Raw genomic sequence first — 16,990 nt, 5'->3', positions numbered from 1 at the left:
CATTCGGACCAAACCGAATTTATTTTTATAAATTTATTTACTGTAATAAAAATTACTACAGCCTTATTCTGAAACGCTGTATTATTTATTTACTGACAGTTTAGACTATCCGGTTTTCAGAAAGTAGATGGACAGAGTTACCACACGTAACATATGCGACCTAAAATGGGAATGCAAGTTCGATGCAGTATTGCATCAGAAAAAAATATTGCATAATATTATCTTCGCATCACTTATTTATTGGGACTTGTTTCAAGTCACATGATTAGTACGCTACTGTTTACTACCACATGGGGCTTTATACGCACTTCTATTCTGGTAAGAAATTCTCTATGGCTGTTTTCTGCATATAAATACTCTCCCGACTTGTCATTTCTTATCGAAAATGAGCTCACGCCTTCAATATAACTGTGGGCGTTTTCGTGCTGACCACTTATAATATTATATTGAATCCAACCGGCAGCAATGTTGTATGAAAATTGGATACAACAGCCATAATCGTCGCTATATTCATATAAAAAACTCACGGCATCTTTATCCAAACAAACAGGGGAGTTTTCAAAAAAAGCCATAAGCTCTAATTCATCAGGACTACTTTCAATAAACATTATTTCTTAACTCCATTTTTGGAATTATAGTGATAAATTTTTGGGCTCATTCACAATCATAAATATTCTCTGGAATACTTGCTTTATCAGAAGGGAAAATAAAAAGGTCTCTGTGTAGGAAAACCATTCATTTTTCTCTATGTTCACCTAAAGAAAACCTGGTGGGATCGTTTTGACATATTGCTTATGGAGATATTTTTAAAAAAAATCCTTTCAAGACGGGGGCAGTGGCTTAACCGCGATCAGCAACCGATTTTATCGATTTAACTTTAAACTCTCAGGAAAAACGTTTACTGCTCACAGACACCTCTCTTTAAGCCATCTGAAATGACACTGAGGTGTCTGTTTAACCCATGGTGACCCATTATTGTTGATAGCTCACATCCTGCCGAATAAGAGATTCTATTTCTGCCTCCCACACTTGTTTCTGAGAGGGCAGGGGTCCGCTGGGTTCTTTTCGGCTGTCAATACAGGCTGAATCTCTTTTACCGCCAGATTAAATTCTTCTTTACTCAACTCCTCAAAACATATCTAATCCATAGGTAGATACATCATTAATTTTTCATGTATTGTGGGATAGCGTTCCTGCAATGCCTCATCAAATAACGACTCCACGGCATTCTGTTCTGTTAAGCCCTACTGAAAGCTCTCAGTCACCATAGTTGTTATTACATGGTTGGCTTCCAATAACAAAAAAACAGCCCATAATTACCTCACGATAATAATCTTATCTTGCTGATCTTTAGCCATTTTTTTACAAAACCCATAAAATCTTCTAATTTGATGATGAAAGAAAAATAAAATATATAACAACAATTACTGTTTTCCTAAAACAAAAGTAATTCAATATCGCCAAGAAAATCTTGTCTCTCATCGTCACCTAATATTGACACCAATACATCAAGATTTATTTCAGATAAAATTCGATCAATCGCCTTTTTATGTAAAATATAAGAATGCTCGGAACAACGCCCTCCCCAAAAAATCAGAGCAACAACCTCAAGCATAAGTTTTTCAATAGGTAAGTCGTATGCATTTTCAAACTGCTCATATGCATACCCTATTTCATGCTCCCCCTCGGCCCATCCTGGCCCTCCTTTCTTAATATCTTTCACTTTATGGCGACAATAGCTGTAGCAACTATCTAAAAACGAAAATTTGATTTCTTGGTATGTAACACGTTCGTAATTCATTTTTTCTCCTGGTTTATGTATAATGCCGTTACTGCATATTTTTTATTTTATTCTTTTCTATAATGTATATTTTCACAACTGGATAAAACCCAATTTTTTTCGATAACCATATCCAATTTAGTCAATTATGTGTAATTCGTCCATCCAGAGATACAGCTTTTCTTATTGAATAAACTATGTCATCGACGCAGAGTTCATCGATAGGCACATCCAAAATATTTGAGAACCAAAGATCTTGAGGAGCCCAAAGTGAAGATTCATAGCCTTAAGAAGAATATGAAATGTTATTATATTCTCTCCGGTGTTCCAAATCGTATATCAAGTCCAATATAGTGAGCCATCGTCGAGCCCCCATATAGCCCCCCCGACATGTTTCGTTAAAGAATAAGAATCCATTTTCCATTTCTGGTTCCGATTGCGGAAAATTCCTCTTAAAAAATTCAACCTATTGTTGAATATTACCTTTGAGAAATTCTCCCCGTTTAGCCAGTTTGATTTGCTTTTCCTCTAAAAGGCGTACAAGCACACTAAAAAATCTCCATTCGACAATTATAATCGGCAGAGAATATTTCTGTAGTCCACCAAAATGCCTGAAGAGTCCGTCCTCTTAGTGCTTCATTAAGATCTGCATAATCATCGGTATTTAGCATAGTTTTCACTTAAATTTGATTTTACTACCCGTCTTAGCTTGGATCTGTTTCACCGCCTGATTGAACCCTTCTTTACTCAACGCCTCAAAACATACCTGATCCATAGGTAGAGACATCATTACTTTTTCTTGTATTGTAGGATAGCGTTTTTGCAATGCCTCATCAAATAACGACTCCATGGCATTTGATGCTGTTCTGTTAAGCCCTACTGAAAGGCTTCTGTCACCAGTGTAATTATTATATGGTTTGCTTCCGATAACAAAAAATGAGCCCATAAGTACCACATGATAATAATTTTATCTTACTAATTTTTAGATAGCACCTTTACCAAATCCATGAAAATTTTCTGGTTTGATAATGAAAGAGCATTAAAATATATAACTACAATTACTGCTTTACTAAAACCAAAACTAATTCAATATCGACAAAAAACATTGTCTCTCATCATTGGGATGTTATCCGTCAATGATCGAACTTAAAATCGACATTTATTCTGAATGTTTCTACATTCACCTTTACTTCGAAAGTATGCCAGAATAGCTTATTCGGTAATTTGAAGTCCTTGACAAAATAAATATCATAGCTCAACAAGGCATTAAAGAAAATAATCGCTTGCTTGCAAACCAGTAGAAAATAGATCTCTATGATCTGTATTTTTATTTACACATTTAAATTCGCATTTGCAATATTAGTTTTCAGAGGATAAATTTGCACGTGTTCTTATTTTACATATACTGACAGGGACGGCGTTAATAACACCGAACCAATACCATTATATATTTTCTGATCAGAACGCATTTTTAACTCCAGGTACACTCTTGAAACTTTCCGCTATCGGTCTACCACCAGCAATTTTATTTTAAACATAAAACTTATCTGAGGCATGGTCGATCGAACCAGATCTGATTCTGCCACCCCATAGAGTAGTACGTGCACTTGACAGGATTGCAGCTAACCGGGGATACCCCGTCATGCTTATGGATAACGGCCCGGAGTTCATCCCACTGACGCTAGCTGAAGAGGCAGAGATGCATACGGTAAAGCTTTAATTTATCACGCCGGGAAAACTCACCAGGATAATAGTAAAAACATCCATAGTAATGAGAGGTTCTATTAAAGATTAGCGGTTTCTTATCTTTCCTTTCGGATCAAAGAATCATACTCACCAAAATCAGGGAATGTATCATAATTCCCTGCCACATCGACCGTTGTTAGACTCTCTTTTAGTTTATAGGGATGAAACTGTTCTTCTCTTACTACAGTGCTACCGTCTTCGTTAAAAATATATGTAGTACCATGCGACACATTCAATATACCCACACCTTCTCCATCACGCTCAGCAAACTCTCGATAAATAGCCATTGATAAAAACAAACGATCGTCGCCAAGTATTTTAAAATTATATAGCAAATACTCTTGTAACTTTTCATTTAGAAAACTTACCCCAACCCAACCTTTGTCTTTAATTACTTCAATAAAACATGATGGTGTAGAATCTGAACCAATGAGTGCTGTATAAGACTCACCAGCAATATGCTTTTTATATGCTTTCTTTTCTAACCATATATCTATTGGTTTATTTTTTGCCCTAAACCATGATTTGCAATAAAACACATCTTGCTTCATTGATAAAATTTCCCATTTTTATCACGTATTATCACTCAAGCCTTTTCTGTGGCATTCAAAACCGCTTGTTGAATGGGTTTTACCTGAGGAGGAACGTCTAAAATATTATCCCCACGCAGCGTATCACCAGCCAATGAGCCATTTGATGGAACTTTAGCAATGGTCGTGCCTATAGGATACTTATTCACGGCTTCCCGCTTCTGGTACTTCTGTGCCGTCAAACTTCTTGCTCCGGATGTAGAAAGTGGCGTCTGAATTGGCATGATTGCAGCAGGGTCCCCGGTCAGAAACCCCAGCGTCTACCTCTCAGGGAATGGTGATGATCCATTCGTCGGAAAAACACTTCTTCATGATGATGTCCTCATGTGACTAATGAAGACATTACTACTATCGGCAATGTATTAATCAACGAAAAGCAGGTCACTGGCAGGTTCAGCCCTGCCAGTTCAATACGGCTTACGCTGACGTTGTTCAGTACGTCTCTGCTGCTTCGTATTCTTCAATTGACCTGTTCGCTGCAATGGGTCGCATCGCCAGCGCCTTTTTCGCCACGCTACCGCCAGTACTCTGACACCAAGAGTATACATGATCAGGTTGGGCTCGCCCCGCTGACACAACCAGCATTCAGTACACTACTGATATTTCTGCAAAAATTCGCGATAATATTGCAACTGAGCTGAATAGCCGCGCGGTAAGTCTGCCCTCCGGTGGTCTCGATTTTATGGCCGTTATATTTACAACTAATAGACTGACTCTATTAACCAACTTTATTTAAACTACCACGCGTTAGGAATAATGGTTTATCCCGAACCTGCATCGATATCACTGCAAGTTCTGGCGTAGCAGTTGTTCCTGCTGCTGACGGACAGCATCACGATCCGCCGGTGATAATGGCGCAGCCTGCAATGCCGCCGTCACAAAAAATAACACCACCACTGAATAGCGCACGTTAGCCCGTCCCTGACCAGAATAAATGTCACCCTCACCAGTAAATTTTAGTTAGGTTAGTTTTAATCATCATTTTTAAGTATTTTCTTATGGGCTTAATGAAAAAACAATATTCAGGACGTAAATAGAGAAAAGCTATTAAAATTTAGCTTTAGTGCCGGATATATTCCAGCTTCATTATTTAGAGTAACCTAACCGATTGGAGAAACATAAAATGGTCAGGGTTAACAATAATCCAATAGCCCACATCGCTATTTGATAATTCTTTGTCACGACCTTTCGTTATACATAAATCCAAAAGCGTAAAATCCACTAACACTTCATGCAGGATGATTTAATGATTTCAAAGATAAGATTAAACACACGATATGGGGAATGCATTCTGAAATGGCTAACCAGCCATGACAGAATAAAATGATTAACCGCTGTGAAAAGTACTATAGTTAAAATCTAAATATATTATGTATCATTTCGTAATTCTAAACAGGGTATTATGAATTGAGCATTGACCACAATAAATAAGATCCCCTAATCATCTCCTTTGAAAACCCGCCTTAACAGGTTTGCCGCCAGCCAGCATGATTTTCTCAAGCGGTGCCTAATGCGCTTCACTTCCCCCGGAAAATCCAGCTAATTTACCCTCGCCAAATGATGATTGATTAACACGCCGGGGAACGTTCGCGCAGGCTTAGAAGAAGATTCAACTGTTCAACGACATCGGTTTGTCGCCGCCAGGTGGTAAGCCAAACAGCTTACGCACCGCGTTAAGAAAGGCGCCGTAAGGGCGCCCCAGAAAAAGCATCATCAATGCTGCGCCTAAAGTCCCTTTTATCAGCCCGCTTCCCGAGGCTCCGCTCACCGCAATGGCTTCATAAAACCGGATATCCTTGCTGAAAGGTTGCCACTATGACCTTGAGCCCGATACACATTTTAACCTGCAGGCCAAGCTGAGTGGCACCGGTATTACGGAGCGCCCAGATTTTCACATTTCAAAATCGGGCGTTATTTGCTTTCGCGTGGGGAAAAGTAGTGCGGGTTTCAGTGAACATCACTCGGTATATATGATTTTTTATGATCGCGACGAAGAAAAACTTATGTTTCCAGAAGATAAAACCTTATGACATGCAGAACCGTTTATCGAATTACATCAGACGCAAGTATTTAAATCTTAATCTTCTTCAGCATTGCGTAGCTATTTACCACCATTACCGTTACAGTGCTAAAAAGCGCAACATATAGGCTCCTGCATAATGCGGTTTACGCCACAATCCTCTGCTATTTTGATAATGAATCAGGAACGAAGAAGTTGATTAAAATCTTCATAGGCTAAATCTCCTTTCGTACACAGCATATCACGTGCCAGTGATCGTCGTTTTTGTAGCAATGCATCCAGTGTTTCTTCAAACGTCGGCATGTTTGCATCTTTTATCGTTGGATAATAAACATATACATCTTTTGTCTGACCAATACGATATGCCCGATCTGTCGCCTGGTCTTCTTTCGCCGGATTCCAGCAACGGGTGAAATGAATGACATGGTTTGCCTTCTGCACATTAACGCCAAAACCAACCGCAATTGTGGACAGAATAATAATCCCAAAGCCTGGCTGTTGCTGAAAGGCATCAATGAGTTTTTGTCTACTATTGACACTCGAACTCGTTGTGCTGGTATCGCCATTGATAACATACGGTTTGAAACCAAACCGCTGATGAATAGCGTACTGTAACTCACGCTGAATATCTCTTAACTCGCTAAAAATAATAACCTTGTCGTCGCTTTTAGCTTTAATTTCATCCAGCCTTTTCATCATCCATGCAAGCTTAGGTGAATGTTCTCTCAAGCGATTATCCGGTTTTACACTGTAAGGATGTGCGCAAATCAATTTTAGCCGATGCAGTAAGCCAAGCATTCCAGCCCCCGATTGTTCCAATTCATCCTGCATTTTTTGCCTGTTTTGATATGAAGCAATCGATGAAATATACAAGTCACGCTGTAGAGGAATCATAGTGAGTTGTTTGCAGGACAATTCTTCAATTTTTTTAGGCAAATCCTTCGCCACCTCTTCCTTCGTCCTGCGCAATGTTTGCGTCTCAATAATGCGTCGCAACGACTCCAGCGCAGCTCGGTTTCGTTCCGGAATACCCTCAATAGGTTTTAAATATTTTTCGCCAAAATCATTGAGCGCACCGAGAAGACCCGGCTGGGCAAAATCGAACAAACTCCAGAGATCAACCAATGTGTTCTCAACAGGTGTTCCTGTGCAGGCAACTTTAAATTGTGCCTGAATGGCATTCGCCGCATGGGTAATTAGCGCAGCTGGATTCTTTATCTTTTGCGCTTCATCACAAACCATAATTGACCATTTTTGGCGTGCGAGAGAGAACTCTTGATCACGTAAGGTTTCGTAGGTTGTTAATACGATTTTTGCCCTCCCCACCCAGCCTGGGCGCAACAGGTTTTTAATACCTTGTGCCCTCAGTTCTGTGGGGATTTCATCCTTATGGAACTTAACCGCTTTTACGGCATTGCCATAAAGTTTAAGCACTTCAAGATTGGCGGTATGAAAGAAATTATCCAGCTCGCGTTCCCAGTTATCCAGCAGCGATACGGGCGCAACAATCATCGTGGGTAAACCATCTGGATTTTTTTCTATATACCATACAATAAAGGCCAGGATTTGCAGCGTCTTACCTAACCCCATATCATCAGCCAATAAACAGCCTGAGGTCTCTTCCGGTGATTTAAGAAATAACTGCTGCAACCATGCTAAGCCCTGCCGTTGATGCTCACGCAGATGGATATGTTCTTTAAGCAACACAGGCAGCACGGGTTCTGCCTCTTTCGCATTCAACAATGCCTCGCGACGTTGCCTGATATAAGCCGCATGCTCAATATTTTGTTCAATTTGCAGCACGGCTCTTTTTTCTGGTTCGCCGAGTTCTTTATCAGAGCCACTCTCCAGCGTTTCAATTTTCTTCTGCCAGCTTTTTAATAATAATTTTGCATCATCAATCGGCAGCGATTGTTCATTCCAGGGCATTGATACTGTTGTTTCTTGGTGAAACTCTGCAGATTCAATTCGTTCTTTAAGATCGAATAATTGCTCCTGGCTCTGCTGCTCCCAGCCATCAAAAAAATCACTCGCCAACAAAGCTTCACTTAAGGTCTCAGGCAGCCAGTCTTCACTCTCCCCTTTCATTAAAAAGGGAGAGGAAATTTTTTCAAACTCACCAATACCAATAACGCGATCACCATATTTATTCAGATCTAAAACATCATCAAATTCGACACCGGCGATCTCCTGTTGCCAGCGAAACAAGAGCGCCTGGTACTGTTCTAATTGCTCTAATGTTAATTGGCTGAGTTCCAGTTCATAACCCTGCCATATACCCGCAGGTAAACCTGATGCCAGTTTTACAGCCAGTTCCTGAATAAATTCGTCAAACTAATGTGCTTTTGTCAGAGAAAAAGTAATCGCGGGTTGCGGCCGTGCGGCAATAGGCGCTAAAACAAGGGAAACGGATGCGATCCTTTTTGTTTCATCATCAAGCACTGGCGTGACAGAGAAACGATGGAAAAATATATGCGCATCCTGCAACGCTTCTTCATGCTGTTCAGGTGGTACAACTCGGGCGGCATCCTCACCAATGAAGGTGTAGGGGTTGCGGATAAATGAGATTGCATCATCACCCGCCACGCGCCGTCCCGTAATGGAATGAACAGAAGAGAGTACTTCTTTAACTTCAGGAGAAATAATTACGTGGCTGAGTGAGCCATCCTCTCCCAACACACGATACTGATCCTGAACCAACTTATTGTTATCGAAACTGTTTAACCATTGCGCCGGCTGGTCATCGAAAGCAGGTTCTATTTCGATGACTGGCGTGTTGTGAATGGTCGCTTTACGCAGTTTAAGCCTCAATGATTCAGGCTTAACCACAATCGTCTTTGTCAGATAGTGGTCTAATTCGGCCTGTGCCTTTTTAGCTAAGCGTCGTATTTTTGCCCAGCCAAGCTGGTTGGTATTTTCTCCCGCGCTGCGCCGCTGTTCATCGCGGAAGTGCTGTAAAGCAGACAGGAGCTGCCAATTCTCTTTGGTTTGTAAAAATTGCCCTTCAGGGGTGCGAAATATCGCTCCCGTTCTTTCAATCTGGACGACCCGGTCATTAGCATTTTCCTTCCAGTCACGAATATAAACACTAAATTCGGCGTCACTTAGGCTTCCGCTACCCGCAAGACAAATCTTCAGCGGCTTGACCTCCGGAATGCCTAATAATGGCAGGCTGGTTTGATGCTCCTCATCTGTTGCCAGACGATACAGTTCATCCCAACTGAGCAGCCAACGATCGGGTAACTCAACGACATACTCTTCTTCCGCAAGCTGCTCCATATAAGCAACCAAAGGCCATAGCGCATCCTCATCAGCAAGGTTAAATAAAAACGATAATCCTGACTCTTCAACCTGATAACGGTGACGAACCAGTTTCTCTGAGGATGAATCATTACCCTTGAATTTACTGAGCAGGCGTTTGAGCATTATTTACTCCAGAAGGTCAGTGGATCGCCATTTTTTTGTTTAAAACCTAAGCGGATAAGCTTTTCAACGTCTCCTGCATTAGGTGAGGAAAGCCGAACATGCAGCGCTCCGCCGATATTACGCTTGTCACTGACCGTAGCATTGAGTTGTTTAAGTAAGTTAAGTATTTCCTGATCACGAATGTCTTTCGTTACGTCCGCCGCGTGGAACAGCTTTTCGCCTACGCCGATACAATTGAAAAGCAGGTCAACGCTGCGCTTGCCCGCGTGAACAACCTCACTCAGTCGATCCTCGCGAACGCATTTCGCGGTGAGCTTACTGCTCAGTGGCGGGCAGAAAACCCGGATCTGATCTCCGGGGAAAATAGCGCGGCTGCATTGCTGGAAAAAATTAAAGCCGAGCGCGCGGCAAGCACAGGAAAAAAGTCGTCACGTAAAAAAGCATAATTCTCTTTATTATTTTGCGCACGGTTAACGCCGTGCGTTTTTATTTTTCGGGCATTTTAAAACGCGTTTGAAATATTTCACGCGCGTTTTATTGATTATTCCGGATGGTGCCGATTATTGTCTGTTTTTTGCTGGACTTTTATTTTTGTCATGGTTGTTTTTACAGCTGTTTTTTAGCGCGGTGGGGATGTGGGGCAACACACCCGCACCGCTGATCACAATCACTATTTACGAGGAATAGTAATTATGACTGGCGTGGATTGTATTGCAGTTTGTGAGCCGGAAGAAGTCCCGGCGGTAAGTTATCGTCAATTGACCGTGAGTTATGCGAGTCGCTACAAGGATTTTGTTTATACCCCGGCGATTATGATGAAAGGTTTGTGGCTGGAGGCGGCGGGTTTTACCACCGGCACCAAAGTGGATATGCTGGTCATGGAGGGCACCATTTTGCTGACCACCAGGCGACCACCGGAAAAACCACTGCTGAGAACCTCGCTGGAGTTGGGCGCGTTGTTAGCCGCAGGTAAACGTATCACCGCCTGAAAGCAACGCTCCCTGTTTACGCCGGGAGCGGTTTATTTCAAAAATTAACTATGCCGGGCGGAAGATTTTTTTCAGCGGTACCAGCAGCTTCGTGTCGATATCCACTTTCTCGTAGTTTTCAATCAGCGCCCGCACCAGATCGTCCAGCGTCCAGAGCATCAGCGGTATCGTTGAGCGGTCCGCTTCGTAGCGCGCCTCTTTGGTAAACCCGCCGGTGCTGACATACAGCCCGCGATCGTCTTTATGCCGCCCGCCAATAAAGCTGCGGATCTGCTGGCTGCCCATCTGCTCGCGACGGTGTTTAACTTCGACAATAATGCGTGGATTTTCAAAACCAAAACCATCGGGCGAGGCAATAATATCTTTCCCGCGATCGGCTCCGGCCGGAGAGACCTGTGTTTTATATTTCATGCCGCGTAAAACACCCGCCACCAGATCCTGCATGTCGTCCCAGTCCAGGGAATTAATCCGGTCTTTAATCGCTTCAAAAGCCAGGCTTTCCATATCCCGTAAAGGATCGGATAACACCTCTTCGTCTTCAGCCAGCAGCGGTTGCTGCGCCAGCACTTCAGCGGCAGGCTTTTTGTCTTCGAGCAATTCCTTAGCGGCACTATCCGGCAGCAAAAACACCGTTAAGGTTGAACCCAGCGTATTTTTGGTGGTGGTGGATAACCGGTCACGCTCGATTTCTTGCGCGTTCCATTTCACCTGGCGGGCAATGCCCATCCCCTCTTCCTGCCATTCCGGATGATACTGGAAATCAGAGGTAATTTTGCCCAGCAAATAAGTACGGTTAGCGGGAGAATAGGTAATGACCCAATCACCTTTCTTAATTTCATTCACAAAGCGCCAGATCTGCGAAGCCCCGGAGCGCACCGTACCCGGTTTACTTAACGGATCGACCTCCTGATATAGCGCCGTTAATTGCGCGCGAGAGAGGCCCGGTTTAACTAACGGTGCAAGCTGAGACCAGCCGATACCAACGATTTGTTTATCGCGAAAGTCATCATAGAGCTTTCCCGCATCCCCGCGGATCATCCACATTTTGTTATCCATAACTGTCCCCTAATTAATATAAGAAATCACGCCGGATCATAAGCCTGCTTTTCTGGACGGTCAAAAGCCTGATGACAGATACACCACTTTTTTTACCGCTCTCTTCTCACATATCAGTTCCACCTTTTGCATCCTACCTGCGCAAGTATCATAAGAAGATAGGGTTAGAAAGAGATTACTTTTCTCAGCGTACTATTTTGATGTGCAACGAGATTATATAGCAGAAATAAGCATGTATGTTCTAAGTCACGGTAATAACAGCAATATAAAAATAGACTCCAGCCCTACGAAAGGGGCTAAAATCACGACAAACAAATACATTGAGAATCAAAGTCGAATATTCATCAGGCACCTATGAAGACTTTTATTCTTTGAACCATTTGGGCATCTCTGACTGACTCACAGCAACACGTATAAATGCATCTTGATTGTTATCATCTTTAATACACTTTATTTCATCAAATCCCCATTTCCCATCATGATTAGAATAATAAACTGTATATTTATCTGTATTAAAACCGAAATAACGTTCTGCTGAATCACTGATCTTTAACGAGCCACATGTTGCAAACGTGTGCCATTCACTCTTTGTTGCCCAGTCTAATGTAAGTACTATAATATTATTGACCCAGTGTAACGCAGCAGCTGATAAAAATGAGGCTAAAAATAAAAAGCCCATGCCGGCCAGAAATTTGTGGCCCTTAAATTTATTCGATGCATACAGGAAAAATGCATATGATATAGGCTGAAGAAATACAAAAAACCAGATTGCAAAAAATGCTGATTTCCAGCCCAGCTCAAGCAAGGGTGAATCACCGAGGTCCATATTACTAAAATCCAAAAAATAACTGGATGCATAGGCGTTCGTAATAATATATAGCAAAGAAATTCCACCCAAAAAGACTGGTTTAATTTTTTGTAAAATCACATCACTGTCATGCCAAAGCTCATAAAAAACAAATACAGCGCTAACACTCACAGAAATAATAAACAATAAAAAAGAACATCTGGCAGCCCATAAATATCCCAGATTTAATAAAAGAAGAAACAAAACGAGAAAAATACACGAAAAAAGTGACGCACCGCCAGATACTCTCTTGATTGTTTTTTCATTGCTTTGATAAATAAAATACCGAAGTATTGCATAAACTTTCTCTTTATTAAGAAAGGCCGAGACAACAGTTATAAACAGCAAGGTGAAAATTAATATTCTTTTAAAAGGTAGAGTCTTTCCCGGAAGGAAAGCATTACTTATTAAAAACACTGACAATATAATATAAAAGTAGTTTTTCTTTATTTTCTCGAAACTCATAATATTCAATCCGTCTATCGATGTTGTTTTAAACAACGTGCCTGCATCAATGGTGATGCTATTCATTTTTTATATCACGATTCGCATCCAGGTAAGCGGCCCAGCACTGCGACATCCATCTTCTCTCGTCTAAATGCCCCGCCTTATGGATGTACGCCGCCCGCACAGAGTTGCGTTCTTGGTGGCTCATTTGCTTCTCCACTGCATCCCTCGCCCCCAATCCCGATTCAATTAAACTACTACACGCCATCGTCCTGAAACTATGGCAACAAACTTCCGTTTTCGTGTCATAGCCCGTCATCCACAGAGCCTTGTTCACCATGTTTTCACTCACAGATTTAGGTTTACGCGGATCGTGATCGCCTACAGCGTAACGCATGATAGCTGTGGCACGCTGCTGGAGGCGGGCTGCAACCTCAAGACGTCCAGACATCTCCACGGCCTTAATTGATGCTAATAAATCGCGAGTTTTTAACTCAGTGATATTACGTTCACCAAGCGCTACGAAGAGATTATCTTCCAGACTTTTAAGCACACGATGGGCGTGATCTTCAGACCACTTTTTATTGGTGCCATGCCACTCGATCGCCACCTCTTTGAAGGTAAGTGCTTTACTCTGTTCAACCTTATCATTTTTCTTTTTGCCTCCCGGATCGACGCCATTCGCTAGCAGCTTACGAGGTTCATCACGACGTGCTCTGGCATCCGCCAGTGTGATTTCAGGATAAACCCCAAGTACCAGCATCTTTTGCTTGCCGTCAAAACGGTACTGCAAACGCCAGTACTTAGAACCATTAGGATGGACAAGAAGGTGCATGCCGCTGCCATCGGTCAGCTTATATTGCTTATCCATTGGCTTGGCTGTTCTGACTTTGATATCTGTTAGAGCCATGCTTATCCCCTCCCTGTTGGTACAAGCATTATCGAACCGGAAATACCATCATCTGTACCAACATGTGTTGGTAGATGTACGTTGATGTCGGTTGACCTTGAGAGAGTTAATATAGCGGGAAAGGTTGATAAGTACTGGATTTTAGACATAAAAAAAGACCTCTTTTGAGGTCCTTTCGCATGCTTTTGGTGCGAAGGCCGGACTCAAATATCGAATTAACATTCTAATTTATAAAGATTTTTAATTTTTATCATTAACATATGCCCCCTTTTGTGCCCCCAGACGTTTTGATGCCATAGCATTGATAATAGGTAGGAGCTTATACCTTTTAAGGGTGGTACTTCCTGCCGGTGAGGTTCCGCTGTCAGGATCCTTACCGGAACAAAAATTAACATTCCATTAATCTCAGAGCCGCCCTTACATAACCCTCTTCAGGTTTTAATCGTGACATGTGGCGTACGCAGACAACCGGGATACTTGTGCACAGCATCATCATATGCAAAAAAGTTTTTTTGCACCTAACTGTTCACACTATTCACCTCGATAATTTTCCATTTAATATCATAAAGATAGAAGGTGATGAGTTGGTGAAGAGTGAACACTCAACTCTTCACCCCTGCGCGGACTTACGTATTGAGGCAAAGGAATGCCACATAAGGATGTGGAGTGAGGGGGGGTAAAAAGTTTTTTTTGGTTTTATTGTTCACACTGTTCACCCTCCTCTTTTTCCCTTTACTTTCAGTTGCTTGAGTGGTGAACAGAAGGTGAAGGGTGAACAGTGCACTGTTCACCACCTGGGATGTCAGATAAAAAAAGACCGGCGGCTGCCGGTCTGGTGAGGTTATGTCGCTGCGGGCTCGTCGCACTTCGGCAGCCAGTCGCTGTTACTGTCTTCCCGGAGCGTGAGATTGGTCTGCGTCCCGTGTTTTGTGTGCCGCTTTTCGTAGTTTATACCGTACTCTTTCAGCATCATCGGCAGCCCTGTTCCGAACATTTTCAGGCTCAGCACATGCTTAAACCCGTTTGCCTCCATATACACGAGGTAGGCGTGATAGAGATAGCTACGGGGCTGGCGCGGCACGATGTTGGCATTACCCATAAACATCCCGTTAGTCTGCGGCAGCGCCTCCAGATAACCGCAGAAATCAAAGGCCGGGTCGGCGTCGCGCTTGATGCGCAGCGCCTCGTCTGAGTTCTGCTGCGACTGGAGCAGCGTGCGGGCGGTCATCGGGTCGCTGAAGCGCTGCATGAGCTGGCGCACAATGACCGCCAGTTCGCGGGCGATTTTGTCCTTAAGGTGCGGGTCGCGCTCTGCCGGGGCTATCTGCTCCGGGAAATGAATAATCACCCGGCGACGGGACACGCCGCCGCTGCGGTCGGTGAAGCGCATCGGGTTATTGTTCACCGCCAGAATCACCGCCGGAATATGCGTGGAATACGCGTCGCGGTATTTCGGGTCAACCGACACGGCATCGCCCCCGGTGATGGCCTTGAGTCCTGCCCCGTCCCCGCTCCATTTCTCCTGGTCAGGCAGGCGAATAAGTGAAAAGCCAATCAGCGCGGCGCGCTCGCGTGGTGATTCCAGCGTCTCGATGGTTGCCGACGTGGCGTTGTCCTCGCCTGCGAGCATGGTCGCAATCTCGGCCAGAATACTCTTGCCGCTTCCGCCTGGCCCCGTCACTTCGAGGAAGAGCTGCCAGTCATAGCGGTTCGCCAGCACCATAAACAGCGCGGCCAGTATCACATCGCGTTTGTCAGCACTGCCCCCGGCGGCGCGGTCGAGCCACTGCCAGAAGTTCGGCGCGTGGGTCTCCAGCGTTTCGCCCGCCACCGGCGGGGTGAAATCCACGTCGCACAGGGTACGCAGCCAGTGCGATTTGCTGTGCGGGCTGAACGTGCCGGTTTTGGTGTCCAGCACCCCGTTACGGAAACCAATCAGGCGACGCGCAGGCGTCTCCTGTTGCGGAATAATCAGCTTCAGGGTCTCCACTACCGAGGTAATTTTCCCCGACGAGAACGGGGCGCGCAGGCGCTGAAACAGCCCGGCCACGTCGCGGGCAAAGTCCGAGGGTGGTATCACCTTCCAGATACCGTTTTCATACCGGGACAGGAGCTGGCCGTTCGCATCCACCGCCAGCGCCTCGCCGTAGTGCTCCTGCACCCGCAGGGCTTTATCGCTGGAGCTCATGGCGGTAAATTCCGCCTCGCTCATGGTGTCGAACGGACTGGCAACCGGCGGGCGGATGGCGTCGTAAACTGCCCGGCGCGTGGCATCCTCCCCGTTCAGGGCAAACGCATCATTCCAGTCCCCGAACACCGGCGGCAGGGCAACCACCCCGTTGCAGGCGTCTGCGGCCGCGGCGGCTTTTGTCTGGCCGTCACCGCTCAGGTCACGGTCGGCGGCGAGGATAATCTGGCGGGCCGGGTGCTGACGGCGGGCAAGGCTCGCCAGGGAAGGGAGGTTCACGGAGGACAGCGCCACCATCACGGTCTCGCCGGTCAGGTGATGCACGGTCAGCGCCGTGGCATACCCCTCCGCTATCCACAGGCGTTTTCCCGCCTGTTTCTGGCCTTCAATGATATGGCATGCGCCTTTCACCGCCCCGCCTTTGAGCGTTCGCTTTTCTCCGTCTGCGTTAATAAGCTGGACGTTAACCAGTGCCCCGGTGTCGTCATGCAGGGGGACAACCACATCCCCGGCGCGGTAGCTCACACCCCCGGTTTTGTGCGGGGTGGTGAGGGTCAGGCATTCACGGTCAGCCAGCCCCTTGCGGGTCAGGTAGGCGTTACCGGTGGCCGGGCGGGCAGAGGCCACGAGCTCAGCCGCCAGTGCTGCCGCCGCTTTGCGCGCGGCGTCCGTTCCGGCATCTGCGGTCGCGGTGTCTGCCGGGGCAACCGGCGGCAGGGTGCCGGTCACGGCATTCACCTTCCCGGCGGCCTCCGATGCAGACACACCGAACACCTTTTCAACCAGTTTCAGCCCGTCACCCGCGCCGCACTGGTTACAGAACCACGTTCCGCGCCCCTCTTTATCGTCAAAACGGAAGCGGTCAGAGCCGCCACAGACGGGGCAGGCCTGATGCCGGTTTCTGATGACCGGGACGCCCAGCGCCGGGAGAATGCGCGGCCAGTGGCCGCACGCCATGTTAACGGTGTCCGTTACGTTCATTTTCATTGGT

Annotated in this window: 12 protein-coding genes and 3 pseudogenes; 3 read left to right on the top strand and 12 right to left on the bottom strand. The window is 44.9% G+C overall.

What is annotated here, in order from left to right:
• Positions 1-257: 257 nt before the first annotated feature.
• From DFO56_RS08675 to DFO56_RS08660, 3 genes are all read right to left on the bottom strand, one after another.
• Positions 258-608, bottom strand: a complete 351-nt coding sequence (locus tag DFO56_RS08675) for a hypothetical protein (protein ID WP_045513656.1) — start codon at positions 606-608, stop codon at positions 258-260.
• Between the two features lie 827 nt (positions 609-1,435).
• Entirely contained in the window at positions 1,436-1,801 is a 366-nt protein-coding gene (locus tag DFO56_RS08670; RefSeq protein ID WP_045513653.1) for a hypothetical protein, read from the bottom strand.
• Positions 1,802-2,456: 655 nt separating this feature from the next.
• On the bottom strand, positions 2,457-2,726 hold the full coding sequence (locus DFO56_RS08660; RefSeq protein ID WP_045513649.1) for a hypothetical protein: 270 nt from the start codon (positions 2,724-2,726) through the stop codon (positions 2,457-2,459).
• A 603-nt stretch (positions 2,727-3,329) separates the two neighbouring features.
• On the opposite strand from DFO56_RS08660, the pseudogene DFO56_RS08655 reads away from it, so the two are divergent.
• Positions 3,330-3,497: pseudogene (locus tag DFO56_RS08655) on the top strand (IS3 family transposase); the annotation flags it as partial.
• Between the two features lie 85 nt (positions 3,498-3,582).
• Here DFO56_RS08655 and DFO56_RS08650 read toward each other — a convergent pair.
• The 5 genes and pseudogenes from DFO56_RS08650 to zorD all read right to left on the bottom strand — a co-directional run bounded on the left by DFO56_RS08650 (position 3,583) and on the right by zorD (position 9,562).
• Positions 3,583-4,077, bottom strand: coding sequence for a hypothetical protein (locus tag DFO56_RS08650; RefSeq protein WP_045513646.1), 495 nt, complete (start codon positions 4,075-4,077; stop codon positions 3,583-3,585).
• A gap of 35 nt (positions 4,078-4,112) precedes the next feature.
• On the bottom strand, positions 4,113-4,298 hold the full coding sequence (locus DFO56_RS24595) for a hypothetical protein (RefSeq protein ID WP_147271669.1): 186 nt from the start codon (positions 4,296-4,298) through the stop codon (positions 4,113-4,115).
• A 601-nt stretch (positions 4,299-4,899) separates the two neighbouring features.
• A complete protein-coding gene (locus DFO56_RS25085) occupies positions 4,900-5,025 on the bottom strand; it encodes a hypothetical protein (protein WP_255419520.1) in 126 nt (41 codons plus the stop codon).
• 700 nt (positions 5,026-5,725) lie between these two features.
• Positions 5,726-5,884: an L-alanine exporter AlaE gene (alaE, locus tag DFO56_RS24930; RefSeq protein WP_255419519.1), complete on the bottom strand. Its 159-nt coding sequence runs from the start codon at positions 5,882-5,884 to the stop codon at positions 5,726-5,728.
• A gap of 432 nt (positions 5,885-6,316) precedes the next feature.
• A pseudogene (zorD, locus tag DFO56_RS08635) lies at positions 6,317-9,562 on the bottom strand (type I Zorya anti-phage system protein ZorD).
• Between the two features lie 194 nt (positions 9,563-9,756).
• On the opposite strand from zorD, the pseudogene DFO56_RS08630 reads away from it, so the two are divergent.
• Both DFO56_RS08630 and DFO56_RS08625 read left to right on the top strand, forming a co-directional pair.
• A pseudogene (locus tag DFO56_RS08630) lies at positions 9,757-10,008 on the top strand (hypothetical protein); the annotation flags it as partial.
• Positions 10,009-10,254: 246 nt separating this feature from the next.
• The gene (locus DFO56_RS08625; RefSeq protein ID WP_045513640.1) at positions 10,255-10,551 is read left to right on the top strand and encodes a SymE family type I addiction module toxin; all 297 of its coding nucleotides are present in this window, start codon (positions 10,255-10,257) and stop codon (positions 10,549-10,551) included.
• A gap of 48 nt (positions 10,552-10,599) precedes the next feature.
• Here DFO56_RS08625 and DFO56_RS08620 read toward each other — a convergent pair whose 3' ends face one another.
• From DFO56_RS08620 to DFO56_RS08600, 4 genes are all read right to left on the bottom strand, one after another.
• Positions 10,600-11,607, bottom strand: coding sequence for a restriction endonuclease (locus DFO56_RS08620; RefSeq protein ID WP_045513639.1), 1,008 nt, complete (start codon positions 11,605-11,607; stop codon positions 10,600-10,602).
• A gap of 364 nt (positions 11,608-11,971) precedes the next feature.
• Positions 11,972-12,985 (bottom strand): hypothetical protein, encoded by a 1,014-nt coding sequence (locus tag DFO56_RS08615; protein ID WP_052679829.1) that lies wholly within the window; start codon positions 12,983-12,985, stop codon positions 11,972-11,974.
• Complete coding sequence (locus DFO56_RS08610) at positions 12,978-13,811, bottom strand: integrase arm-type DNA-binding domain-containing protein (RefSeq protein WP_045513635.1); 834 nt, start codon at positions 13,809-13,811, stop codon at positions 12,978-12,980. Before DFO56_RS08610 ends, DFO56_RS08615 begins: the two co-directional genes overlap by 8 nt.
• Positions 13,812-14,652: 841 nt before the next feature.
• On the bottom strand, positions 14,653-16,986 hold the full coding sequence (locus DFO56_RS08600) for a primase-helicase zinc-binding domain-containing protein (protein WP_045513629.1): 2,334 nt from the start codon (positions 16,984-16,986) through the stop codon (positions 14,653-14,655).
• Positions 16,987-16,990 lie beyond the last annotated feature (4 nt).

Origin of the sequence: Kosakonia sp. AG348 (assembly GCF_003337365.1) — a bacterium.
GTDB lineage: Bacteria > Pseudomonadota > Gammaproteobacteria > Enterobacterales > Enterobacteriaceae > Kosakonia.
Note: the sequence above shows the minus strand (reverse complement) of the source record. Positions and strands in the feature narration are given on the sequence as shown.

What these genes read in the sequence shown, in the direction of transcription:
- DFO56_RS08675 (WP_045513656.1), bottom strand. Translation starts at nt 608, where the DNA reads ATGTTTATTGAAAGTAGTCCTGATGAATTAGAGCTTATGGCTTTTTTT.
- DFO56_RS08670 (WP_045513653.1), bottom strand. Translation starts at nt 1,801, where the DNA reads ATGAATTACGAACGTGTTACATACCAAGAAATCAAATTTTCGTTTTTA.
- DFO56_RS08660 (WP_045513649.1), bottom strand. Translation starts at nt 2,726, where the DNA reads ATGGGCTCATTTTTTGTTATCGGAAGCAAACCATATAATAATTACACT.
- DFO56_RS08650 (WP_045513646.1), bottom strand. Translation starts at nt 4,077, where the DNA reads ATGAAGCAAGATGTGTTTTATTGCAAATCATGGTTTAGGGCAAAAAAT.
- DFO56_RS08625 (WP_045513640.1), top strand. Translation starts at nt 10,255, where the DNA reads ATGACTGGCGTGGATTGTATTGCAGTTTGTGAGCCGGAAGAAGTCCCG.
- DFO56_RS08620 (WP_045513639.1), bottom strand. Translation starts at nt 11,607, where the DNA reads ATGGATAACAAAATGTGGATGATCCGCGGGGATGCGGGAAAGCTCTAT.
- DFO56_RS08615 (WP_052679829.1), bottom strand. Translation starts at nt 12,985, where the DNA reads ATGAATAGCATCACCATTGATGCAGGCACGTTGTTTAAAACAACATCG.
- DFO56_RS08610 (WP_045513635.1), bottom strand. Translation starts at nt 13,811, where the DNA reads ATGGCTCTAACAGATATCAAAGTCAGAACAGCCAAGCCAATGGATAAG.
- DFO56_RS08600 (WP_045513629.1), bottom strand. Translation starts at nt 16,986, where the DNA reads ATGAAAATGAACGTAACGGACACCGTTAACATGGCGTGCGGCCACTGG.